The organism is Streptomyces lydicamycinicus (assembly GCF_000829715.2).
GTDB lineage: Bacteria > Actinomycetota > Actinomycetes > Streptomycetales > Streptomycetaceae > Streptomyces > Streptomyces lydicamycinicus.
Genome location: NZ_BBNO01000019.2, coordinates 1 through 11,309, shown reverse-complemented (window position 1 = coordinate 11,309; position 11,309 = coordinate 1). Strand labels below are relative to the sequence as shown.

Genomic DNA, 11,309 nt, shown 5'->3' with positions numbered 1-11,309 from the left:
CCACGCGTCCAGGCCGAACTGTCCGGCCTGAGCGAACCACCAGGTGATCGACGCGATCAGGCACCCGGCTGACCCCTCCTGTTGGCCTCGTTGGCCGGGGTGCTCCTGGCGGGAATCAGGTCCCGAGCACCCCGGCCGACGGGCTTCCTCACTCGGGTTGAACCTCCGAGTGAGACTGCTACGCAGAGATTGACAAGAACTCAGTTATCAGGTGTTTCTGGGTCCGGTCGCCGGGTCGCGCACATGACCGGCCCCGGCGGGGTCCCTTCGCAGACCGATTCCCCCGGGCCCGGCGTGACAGGACTGGTGGCCGGATCCGTCACCATGAGCAACCCGAACTTGTCTTTCCCGAGTTCATCCATCGACTTCTTGTAATTCGCCAGATCGTCGGCGCTGAACTTGTTCGTAGGCACGTTCGCCACCACCTTCGGAATGTAATCCTTGTCGAATCCTCCGCCTGCGCTGCCTTCTACCCTATGGAGGCACGCCTTATAGCTCGCTACATACAGCGGCGAACACACGGCGCTCTGTTGCCCCTTGATGAATGCTGACCTTTCCGCCCTCTTCATGTATTCCCTGCTGAAGTCGGCCGACCCAGTGCCCTTGTTCAGATCGGCAACCGCGGCGTCAAGCGCCTTGTGTGCGCCGTCGGTGAATCCATTGCGCAGGCTGTCCATTGCCTCTGCGGTGTCTTTCCGCACCGTGGCTTTGGAGGCTTCGACGGACTTCTTGACCTCGGGGTCGTCGGGGTGACTGGCCGCAACCTTGTCCATCATCGCCATGGTCACATAGCCGCCGAACAGAACTTCCCGCTGCGCCTTATCGAACGCCTTCTGGGCAGCGTCCAGCAGTGCCGGAATGGTCTTGGTCTTTATGTGTTCATCGACCACTTCATGCCACGCCTTGTCCCGGTTGGCGATCATGCGCGTCACGTCGTCCGTACCGGACACCAAATCCTTGATGCCTTGCACGGCAATCGTAAGGAATGCCCCGATACCGAATATCATAGCCAGTTCCGGCTGCCCGGCGAACTCCGACGCCACCTGCAGCAGCACCAGCACGTTCGCCGCGACCCCAGCTGGATCTTTGTGGATCGCCGAATCCGCTATGCCCAACAGCTGTCCCACTACAGGTACCAGCGCCATCGACGTGGCCGCCTTGTCCAACGCCGTTGAATCCGAGGTGAAAGCCCGAGCTGTCGATTCCAGCCATGCCATCGCCATCGCCGGAGTCAGCGCCTCATTCAGGTTTGACCATCCCTCGTTCAGCGACCTCGGCAGTGACCCAATCGCCTCGCCCTCCACTCCAGAGGGAGCACCGAATGGTGTGAACGTCGTCGAAGGCGTCTTCCATGCCTCCGCCAGATCAGAGGTAAAGCTCGGCTGGCTCTCCCCGGCCTCGCCGGCCTGGAATGCCGGCAGCCCCTGCTCCACCACCGCCCGCGCATACACGCCCAGCTCCTCGGCGGGCAACTCGCGAACAACCAGCTGTTCGATGGGTTCCTGCGACACCTTCCCAGCTGCTTCGGCCTGATCGAATTCCCATGCGGCCTTCCTCTCCTCCGCTGTCGCGGCACGCGAGTAGGTCCCACACCCGTCGGCGGAGCTTCCCGCACCGCAGGCGGACGGCGTGGCACCCGACTTGGTCAGGCGGGAGCTCTTGCCGGGATCGTTGTAGTCTTGTGCTGTCAGGGAATCCCACGATGCGCCGGAAGCAAGCGCGAAAGACTGCCGTGGAAGCTTGCGCGGACTATCGTAATTGGGGCGATGGGGCTGGGAAATTTTACTTGCCTTGACGAACGACAGCTCAGTGATCGGCCTTTTGGCGATGGCCTGTCGATCCGTAAGCACCTGTCGCAGGACTTGATCACCGGGACTCGCCTCCGCCCTTGCGGCGGCGATTCTCACCGCCTTGGCCGCGTACGGATCAGCCTTGATTCCGAACTCAAAAGGCCCGAACTTCCTCTTTGTCCCAAATGCCTCCTTCAAGCCCGGCTCACCCCCATGAGTGACCAGCTCTTCGATGGCTGTGTCGAAAGCCTCATACTCCGGGGTGCCAAGAGCATCGCGCGTACCCGGGACAGCCACAAAATACTCTGCAGATACATGCGTCTGCGATGCGGTGAGCGGTGTGAAGCCGAGAACATTCCGCAACGAGTGAACAAGTTCGTGGAAGAGTGCCGTCGCAGAACGCATGGCAAAAAGATTGCCGTCTGCCTTATACGTCCCAGGGACCGAGTCTGCGATGGTAATGACATTGCTGGAGTTCCCGATACCCTCACCCGTCCAGGAAGAGCCATCAAGTGATACTCCGACGGCCTGCTTCTTGAGGCCGGATGCGGCCGTTTTCCCGCCCGGGTCAGCGTGTGTGATCAATGCCTTTACTGGCGACTGCTTCACGACATCGGCCGGATCTGTGAACTCGTTTCCGGCAACTTCAGACTCCAGCGGAGATACCCGGCTCATCGTCTCAAGTAGCCGCAGCCCTTCCGGGTTTGATGCGATCTCGTCTAGGTCCGCCCAGATCCTGTTCAGAAATGCCTGAGCGCCATCGCCGGATGCTGTCGCGGCCGGCCAGGAACCACCGTCGAGGAGATCACCGCGCGCGTTTGTTATCACTCCGGGATAGACCATGATCCCGGAGGGCTGCCCCGACGGCAGCATGTACTGATAAGCGGTGACCTTAGCCTTCCCCGCCCTCGCGCCGGTCGCAAAGTAGTCGGGCATGCCGACCTCAACGCTGCGTGAGTCACGCGGTGCAGTCAGATCGGGTGGCGTGGTGTGAACGGGTTCCGCAGGTTCCGCCACGACTTGCGGCGCCATCCAAGAGGCCGCTGAGAGCCCGATTGTGAGGAGCGCCGTGGTCACCAGTAGCGAGACCAGACGGAATCTCCATCTGGGTTGAGTGCGATGTCTGGAAATGCTCTTGACCTTTCTTGATCAGGGCGTTCCCTCAGGAACACCAACCGCTGCCAGATCGTTTCCATCCCTTTTTGAACCCCGCGAGGGCATTGCCTCGGATTCGAGTTCGTGGCCGACGCCAAGGCGGCACTAGACCGAGCCGCAGCAATAGCGCGCGATGGGACACCGAAGTCAGGCGATGAGCCTCCTCGCCTTGGCACACTGCATGCTCAGCTTCGGATACTTTTCGAATGCGATGCATAAGGCCGCAACTCTGTGTTGCGCAGCGGGCAGGCGCTGGGCGTCGCCACCATCGCACTTGGACTCGGTGAGCTGACCAAACTTTGGCAGGGTGAGGCAGTTCCCGGACTTTCCGCGAGTGAAACTGATGGACCCGTCGGGCTGGGGGAGGCTCTTGAAGCCCTGACTGAGAGTGTTGTCGCCGTCCTCCTTAGCCGCGAGGCCGACCTGGGGATTGCCGTCGATGTTGTTGTCCCAGAGCGGACTACTTGTGATAACGGAGGATTCGCCCGTCCGGGGTGTGATGTAGTTGAAGCCGGGCTCAAGGGTGGGACTCGCCTGAGCGACTGACGGTGACAGCACGATCCCGAATGCCGCGAGGGGCATCGCGACCAGTGCGATGGCCGGTCGGCGGCGTGCAACGCGACGGGGACCAGGCGTGTGACTGTCGGTCATTCTTGTTTCTCCTGTGGTTTGTCGTGCAGTTCGGGCCGTATCCGGTAGCCGCTGTACCCGCGGCTGCGCCCCGGCCCCGGAGAGGAAAGTGGGCTGTCACGGTGGCGCGTGACAGGCACCCAGTTCGCCGGACCACTTTCGTCCCCTCTGTTCACCTTGGGGGTCGATCTGACGGTATGATCACGTGGGGGATATGACATCGGTCAACTGACGCAGATTTAAGCGATTTGGTGGGGCTTGGTGGCGGAGTGGGGCCCAGCCGTACCTGTCGGCGTGCGGCAGTGGGGATGCCGTCCGCTTCGCGAAGGTGCCGGTTCTGGGCGGGTTGGCATGGCGGGGGACCGGCGCGTGGTCGGGTGCTCCAGGGTTCCTCGGGTGGTGGGCGGACGGGACGGTTCCGCCACTCACGTGGCACGCCCGCGCAATGCTGCCCGGCATGGGCCGCTGCGCAGCGGCTGCCACCACCTCAGCCGGGAACAGGCGATGGCGTCGCGGCATTCGTACGACGGTCGCGCTGGCAAGGGTGGACGAACGGCTTCGGCCTCGGGGCTGGACCGAGATCAGCACCGTCGATCCTGGCACCTGGTCCAGCAGCACCTGCACGAGCAGCCGGCGCGTCTGCGCTCTCGGCGGCCGGACGCACCGCCGGAGCCCGACGACCTGGTGGCCCGGCTCCTCCGCCAAGGACCCAGCGGCTCGCCCCCAGCGGCGAGGAAGGCGCAGACACTCTCGAAGGAATCGTCAGCCGGTGATTCGGCAAAGATGCCCCGATGCGCGAGCAGGACGTCACCTCCGAGGTCACCCTCAGCAGGGACGAAGCTGCGTACGGCGCGTTCGTCCCGATGCGGTTCACCGCCCGCGGACCGTGCCCGGACTGCGCTCCGGATCGGGAGGCTGGCCGGGGCCCGGACGGCTGTCGACCCTGCGGAGGGAACCGAGGTGGCCCGCAGCCTGCGATCGCGCACCGCGACCAGTCCAGCTCGCCTCGGGCGCCGAGTTCGTCGAGGATCACGCGGTGGAGCCGGGCCCAGACCCGGCCCCCGGCCCCACTGGGCGAAGCGGCCGGTAGACCGTGGGCCAGGCCGGCCCGAAGACCGGGGGCAACTGCCGCCAGAGGCACAGCCCGAGGTGGCCACGAAGATGATCGCCGCCAGGCACGCACGGTCACCGGCCCGGCGTCGCCCGCCGCCCTGCGGGCGTATGACCTGTTCCGGAGGGACCACCCTCCGGAACAGAGCCCATAACTGCTCCGGCACCAGCCGTTCAATCAGCCCGTCATGTACGGCTCGACGAACGATCCCGCCGTAAGAATCGGCTTGCAAAGCGCTTACAGGAGCCGGCCGTGGTGACCTGAGGTCAGTCCGGCGGAGGCGGTTCGTCCAGGCCCCTGCGGCGGATGACTTCGGCGGCGAGTTCGACCCGCGAGGTCATCCCCAGTTTCTGGAGAATGTTGGACACATGGGAGCCGACGGTGCGTCGTGAGATGTACATACGGGCCGCGATCTCGGGGTTGGAGTGTCCGGAGGCGACGTGGCCGGCGACGATGTGTTCGGTGTCCGTGAGCGCCCCCACCCGAGGCGGGTACTGCTGCGTGGTCTGCGTACGCTGCGGTGAACAGCGTGGGCACGTAGACGGGACAGGGCGCGGGTCATGTCCCACTGGGCGACCAGCCGTGTGTAGACCTCCAATGCCTGCTCGAGCAGGGCGCGGGCCTGGGCCGGTTGACGCTGCTGGGCCAGTAGTTCGGCCGCGTCGGTGTAGGCGTGTGCCTCGCTCAGCGGCCTCGGCGCCTGGTGGTAGCAGCGCGCTGCTTCCAGCAGCAGCCCGGGTCCCGGCCCAGCCGCCCCTGGCACCGGGGGGCATCACCGAGGTGGTACGGGGTGCCGCTGTGGTCGGCCCGTCTGCGTGCGGCTTCGGCGTAGCGCCGTGCGTTCGTGGTGTCGTTGTGGGTCAGTGCGAGTCGCACGAGATCGGGTGTGAGGAAGCCGAGGATCAGCTGGCCCGGCAGGTGGCCCACGCCACGGTCGAACGCGGCGGTGAGCCGGGCATAGGCGCGCTCGGAATGACCCCGGGCCTCTTCCGCAAGGGCGTCGGCACACAATGGCAGGTACTCGTAGAACCAGGTGAAGGTACTGCTGTCGGTCGCCGCGGCCGCGGCGGTTAGATGAGCCTCGGCGTCGGACTGCCGTCCGCGATGCACGGAGATCAGCGCCGCCCCCCCCGCAGTGCCCGGCACATCCCGAAGTGCTCGCCGGGATCGAGCCCGGCCTCAACCTCGGTGATCGTCCCAGCGGCCGGTTTGAAACGCGAGCAGGGCGCAGGACAGGTGGTACCAGGGAAGATAGACGTCTCCGGTGTGCTCGGTCGTCTCATGGACGGCTGCGAGGGTGCGCTGCGCGTCCTGGTGGCGGTCGAGTTCCATGTAGCTGTTGGCCAGGGCGAGTTGCAGCCAGACCCGCTGTGCCGGATGCAGCGTCTCCGGCGTGAGACGCGGGCGGCGGGCCGGGAAAGTTCCAGGGCTTCGGTGCCAGGGGCTTCGAGGAACCGCTTCGCTGCCAGGATGTGCAGGGCATTGGCCAAGGCAGCGTCGTCGTCCATCGCTTCGGCCGCGTGCCGGGTGGCCGCCGCGACCGCGCCGGCCTCCGGCAGCCGGCCCAGTGCGAACAGGCACAGCGCGCTGGACGCCCGGAACCGGATCACCTCAAGCGCCGACACACCCGAGCCGCCGCACGCGGCGTGGATCTCGTCGAGTGCCAGATCGGGGCGGCCGCGGGCGAAGGACGCGTGGACGATGATCCACCGCAGCGGGCCTTCCCATCCCCAGTCACGGGTCCTGGCCAGTGCGCAACGGGCGGTCTCCTCCGCCTCGGCCAGGCGGCCGCAGGAGAGCTGCGCGACAGCGCTACAACTGGAGTTGGCCGCGGCGTGGATCAGCAGAGCTGGCGAGTGCCAGTGCCTGGTCGATCAGGAGCAGCGCCATGGTGGGTGCCCGGGATGTGAGGGGGATTGCGGATCCCAGGAGCCAGTCGATCAGGAAGTCGCCGGACGCTGGCGCCGCGACCAGTCGTCCGACCGCAGTTGCCCGCGGGCCCGGTCCAGCAGCCGTTCCCGGACGGTGGCCGCGATGTGCAGCCAGGACGCGCCGGGGTTGACCTCGATCACCGGCAGCGGACAGTCGTCACCTGACCCATCAACTGCCTGCGGGAAGGGGCGTGCGGTTGCGGTGTCAGGGCCGGACAACCAGCAAGCCAACGCGATGCGAGCCGGCACCTTCGCCGAGGTACCGGCTCGCATTCCCTATGTTGGAGGGCCGGAATTGCTCGTCCCGACCAGATGGGCTGCCCCACCGCCCACTCCATGACGGCAAAGCTGAAATGACCTGCGGACCGGAGAGGGCACCGAATCGCCTGAGCAGCCTCTAAGTCAATGATCGCCGCCTGCTTCGTTGTGACGGGCTACCGACCGGCGAACGACGTGATGATCTTCGTGAAAAGGCTCCAGGCGCCCTTCACGCCCGCCGCGAACCCGCCGGCCTCACTGGCCTGCTTGCAACTCTCCTGACCGCTCGACTCCTTGATGAACAACTGGCTGTCGGAGTCTTGCTTGAATTGCGAGTACGAGTCGCACGTCGTGCCCTGCATGTGGAAGCTCGCGTTGGCGTGGACGCCGCCGACAACCCAGACCGAGGTGACCTTGTCGTTCGCTCCCGAACCGGCGAAGCTGTTGCCGCTGGAGTCGTCGAACTTGTAGTCGTTCCAGACTTGGTCGTACGTGTACCGGCGCAGCGTCACGGTGGCGGCGATCTTGCCCGCTGGCAGCGCCTCCGTCCTGCACTGCTTGACCGGGAACGAACTGATGGCACGATGACCCGATGTCACGGCATCACTCTGGGGATCCGTCTTGATCTCGTAGTCGATCGTCGCCCTGGCCGCGTAGCCGCCCCAGTTGCAGACCGTGATTTTGTTCTCGCCCAGTGCGATCGCCGAAGCGTTGCTGGGAACGGGAGGTGCCGCGTCGCCGGCGGTCTGTACCTTCCACTGCTTGGTGACGTCGTCGCCGGCGCATTCACTGAAACTGACAGCATTGCCCCATTTCACGTCATTTGTGGGAGACAGGCACTTGTTGCCCGGGCCGCGGACGAGGAAGGTGCCGCCCCCGTCCCTGGCCGGCTGGAGGGTGTAGTTGGTCGAACTGGAACAGTCCCCGGCGTCGGAGATGCCCCCGGTGGAACTGTCCTCGTTGATGCACATCCCGGAGGAATCGTGGCGCAGGCGGAACGACCCGTCGGTGTTGACGAGCATGCTGAACCCGACGTCCGTCTTGTCCCCCCAGGTGTCCATGTTGCCCGTCGGGGTTCGACCGTCCAGATTGTTGTAGGCGAACACCGGGTTGCAGTACGACGCCGACACGACGCAATAGTCGTCCACGTACCGGGCAAAGGCGAGCTGGCCATTGCCCTGGTCCGCGGCCTGCATGAGGACAGGAATCTCGCGGGGCGTCTCGTCCGCCTGAGCGGCGCCGGTGGCCACGGGGGAGACCACGAGCCCCAGTGCGGCGACGAGCACCGCCAGTACAGTGTTCAGACGCGAGACGCATCTGCGTCTGAGAGGATGAACGGTCATGGTTTTGACCTACCTTCGGTGAGAGATCTTGCCTTGCCGGCATCCTGTCCGCGAGATGGCGCCCGGTGCTTGGCGGCGTCGTGGGCCCGGCCGCGTCCAGTGGGACACGCCTGCGGCGGCAGGGTTTCCCGCGGAGCCACCGCCCCGGGGCCTCCGCTGCAGTCCTTGACGGTGTCTCGAACGAGATTGAGGGTGCCGCCGCTCTGAGCCCTGGCGCTGATGACGACAGGGACGTTGCCGTCGCTCCCCCCGTTCGCGTGGGCGGCTGCCGTGGCGATGGGGGGAGCCACGGTTCCCAGTGCGGCAACGGGCGCTGCCAATAGTGCGGCATCCGGGCGCAGGGCCAAGCCGCGCCTGGAAGTCTGAATGGTCATCGTTTCTGCTCACTTTCGGTGGGTTGGGCTGTGTCCGAATGCCCTCATGTCCGGGATGCGATCGTGGTGAGGTCCACTGGCAATGGAAGGACTGGTGAATTCCACGAGGGCGTGGCACTTGGTCAAACCGTCCGCGCTCCGTGCGGTCTCCACGGGATCAGCAAGGTATGGCCAGGTGTGGGGCCTATGCATCCGTCACATGACGTACATATTCATTCCATGGCGCGGTGACAGGCGGGACAGGCGCCGGCCCAGACGCGAGGGGTATCTGAAGCGCGCAGATGTCCAGCGGACCAGCCACCGGAAGCACACGGGCCCTCATGACGTAGGTGACTGGTCGGGCATGATCAGTCCTTTGGGCGTGAACGGTCCAGGTGCTGCCGGCGGATGACTTCGCCGGCGAGTTCGACGCGTGAGGTCATATCCAGCTTCTTGAGGATGCTGGATACATGGGTGCTGACAGTGCGTCGCGAGATGGACATCCGTGTGGCAATTTCCGCGTTGTAGCAGCCTTCTGCGATGTGCTCGGCAACGATATGTTCGGTAGGCGTAAGCGCGTCCCAGCCGTGCCGAACGAGGTTCCGTGGTCTCCTCTTGTGCCGGCGCATCGCGACGCCGCGCAGACGGGCTGTCGTGCGGGCGGCGTCCCAGGTGGCGCTCAGCCATGTGTAGATCTCCAGTGCTCTATCAAGGAGAGGGCACGCTTCGTCTGGCCGTCCCCTGCGGACCAGTAGTTCTGCAGCATCGGTGTAGGCATGTGCCTCGTTCATTGGGTGCGGCGCGTCGTGGTAGCAGCGTGCCGCTCGAAGGAGCAGATCTGGGTCCTGTGCCAGCATCCCCTGGCAGCGGAGTGCGTCACCGAGGTGGTACCGGGCACCGCTGCTGTCGGCCCGTTTTTGGGCGGCGGAGGCAAATCGCTGTGCGTCGGTCATGTCGCCCCGTGCCATGGCGAGTCGTACGAGGTCGGGTGCCAGGAAGCCGAGGACGGCAGATCCGGCCAGATGACCGACGCCGCCATCGAACGCATCCACAAGACGTGCATAGGAGCGCTCGTGGTTGTTCTGTGCCTCGTCCACCAGCGCGCTGGCGCACCATGGCAAGTACTCGTAGAACGAGGCGACCCATCCATCGTCCGATGTCTTCTCCGCATCGACTGAACGGACTTCAGTGGGTGGCGTGCCTCGATGCACATCGATCAGTGTCCCCAGCGCCCGGAGCGCTCGCTTCAGTCCGAAAGGCTCAGCCGTTTCGAGACCGGCCTCGATGTCCGCGAGAGCGTCGTCCCATCGGCCGGTATTGAATGCAAGCAGGGCGCAGGACAGGTGGTACCAGGGCAGGAAGACTCCACCCGTGCGCTGCGTCGCCTCTCGCACGGCGGCCAGGACGGCCTCTGCCTCATGACAGCGACCGAGTCCGATGTAGCAGTTGGCCAAGGTCAATTGGAACCCGTGCCGCTGTGCGGGGTGGAGCGCTTCCTGCGCGATCCGGGACGCCTGCCGCGCCAGTTCCACCGCTTCGGTGTCAGGCGACTTGAGGAAGCGACTGACCGCCAGGGTGTGCAGGGCATACGCAAGGGCCCGGCTATCGGCGTGCGTCTGGGCCGCGTGCCGGGCCGTCACCGCGACTTCCTCGGCTTCCGACAGCCGCCCCAGAGCGAACAGGCACACGGAGCTGAACGCATGGAAGCCGACTGCTTCGGCTTCCGGGACGCTGACGTTTCCGTATGCTGATCTCGCCTCTTTCAATGCGAGATCGGCCCGACCGCGTGCAAAGGCGGCCTCAACGACGATCCAGCGCAGCACCACTTCTGACCCGGGCCCGCGGGTTGTACGAGCTAGTGCACACCGTGCGCTTTCCTCGGCGTTGGCCAAGTGTCCGCATGCGAGCTGCGCGATGGCGCGGTGCAGTTGGAAAGTGGAGTAATGCTCGCTACCAGGATCTGCAAGCGTCAGCGCCTTGTCGAGCAGCTCGAGGGCCAGGGCTGGTGCACGCGTCGTGAGATGCACCGCAGACTCTGCCAGCCACGCGATGAGGAAGTACCCGGCATCTGGTGCAGCCTGGCAGAGGTGCCCAGCGACGCGTTCAGGCACCACCCCGGCGCCCGCAAGGGCCTGCGCGGTCTTCACATGCAGCATCCCGCGAACTGAGCCCGAAAGGGTGTCGTACAGGGTGCGCCGGACGAGGTCATGGCGGAAGTGCAGTCGATCGCCCCTGCTCCGTAGTACTCCTGCCACTTCGGCTTCCGTGATCAAGCTGAGCAGCTGATGGGTCGGTACCTCCAAGACCGCCGCGAGATCGAGGGCCGTGAAGCCGTCTCCCAGCACGGAGGCCGTGCGCAACACCTGCAGCACGCCATCGGGCAGGTGGCGCAGGCCGTTCGTGATCAAGGCAGTCAATGGCGGAATAGGGCAGTCGGCGGTCACGTCCGCGATCCCGTCGTGGACCTCGATGGCGCCCTCGAGCGCCAGGGCATTGACCAACTCCTTGATGTACAGGGGGTTTCCGGCTGCTCCCTCGACCATGCGCCGCAAGTGCGGACCGGGCTCTGCCCCACAGAGGTGCTTCAACAGAACGATCACCTTCGGAGCGGCTAATGGTGCCAGCTCAAGCAAGGCGGTGCCGGAGGCCAGACTGTGGGCGAGTCGTTCGATCTCTTTGCTCCTCGGGGCAGGCTGGTAGGCGCAGACGACCAGAAGAGGCAGTTGGTGGACCGACTT

8 protein-coding genes and 1 pseudogene are annotated in these 11,309 nt (G+C 65.3%); all 9 read right to left on the bottom strand.

The window, feature by feature from the left end:
- Window positions 1-200: 200 nt before the first annotated feature.
- Window positions 201-2,726 (bottom strand): M91 family zinc metallopeptidase, encoded by a 2,526-nt coding sequence (locus tag TU31_RS38990; protein WP_158894927.1) that lies wholly within the window; start codon window positions 2,724-2,726, stop codon window positions 201-203.
- A gap of 366 nt (window positions 2,727-3,092) precedes the next feature.
- Complete coding sequence (locus TU31_RS35710) at window positions 3,093-3,596, bottom strand: hypothetical protein (protein ID WP_042162579.1); 504 nt, start codon at window positions 3,594-3,596, stop codon at window positions 3,093-3,095.
- An 886-nt stretch (window positions 3,597-4,482) separates the two neighbouring features.
- Window positions 4,483-4,867: pseudogene (locus TU31_RS40160) on the bottom strand (transposase); the annotation flags it as partial.
- A gap of 85 nt (window positions 4,868-4,952) precedes the next feature.
- Window positions 4,953-5,168: a response regulator transcription factor gene (locus tag TU31_RS40155; RefSeq protein ID WP_042162581.1), complete on the bottom strand. Its 216-nt coding sequence runs from the start codon at window positions 5,166-5,168 to the stop codon at window positions 4,953-4,955.
- Window positions 5,169-5,370: 202 nt separating this feature from the next.
- Complete coding sequence (locus tag TU31_RS35700) at window positions 5,371-5,796, bottom strand: hypothetical protein (protein WP_158894924.1); 426 nt, start codon at window positions 5,794-5,796, stop codon at window positions 5,371-5,373.
- A 69-nt stretch (window positions 5,797-5,865) separates the two neighbouring features.
- Window positions 5,866-6,018, bottom strand: coding sequence for a hypothetical protein (locus tag TU31_RS38985; RefSeq protein WP_158894921.1), 153 nt, complete (start codon window positions 6,016-6,018; stop codon window positions 5,866-5,868).
- 608 nt (window positions 6,019-6,626) lie between these two features.
- Entirely contained in the window at window positions 6,627-6,836 is a 210-nt protein-coding gene (locus TU31_RS38980; protein ID WP_158894918.1) for a hypothetical protein, read from the bottom strand.
- Window positions 6,837-7,051: 215 nt separating this feature from the next.
- The gene (locus TU31_RS35695) at window positions 7,052-8,161 is read right to left on the bottom strand and encodes a hypothetical protein (protein ID WP_042162584.1); all 1,110 of its coding nucleotides are present in this window, start codon (window positions 8,159-8,161) and stop codon (window positions 7,052-7,054) included.
- A 778-nt stretch (window positions 8,162-8,939) separates the two neighbouring features.
- A partial coding sequence (locus TU31_RS35690) for a helix-turn-helix transcriptional regulator (RefSeq protein ID WP_045867355.1) occupies window positions 8,940-11,309 on the bottom strand: 2,370 nt, incomplete at its 5' end.

Bases quoted from the DNA above. Each gene is read 5' to 3' on its own strand.
- TU31_RS38990 (WP_158894927.1), bottom strand. From the start codon at position 2,726: ATGCCCGACTACTTTGCGACCGGCGCGAGGGCGGGGAAGGCTAAGGTC.
- TU31_RS35710 (WP_042162579.1), bottom strand. From the start codon at position 3,596: ATGACCGACAGTCACACGCCTGGTCCCCGTCGCGTTGCACGCCGCCGA.
- TU31_RS38985 (WP_158894921.1), bottom strand. From the start codon at position 6,018: ATGGAACTCGACCGCCACCAGGACGCGCAGCGCACCCTCGCAGCCGTC.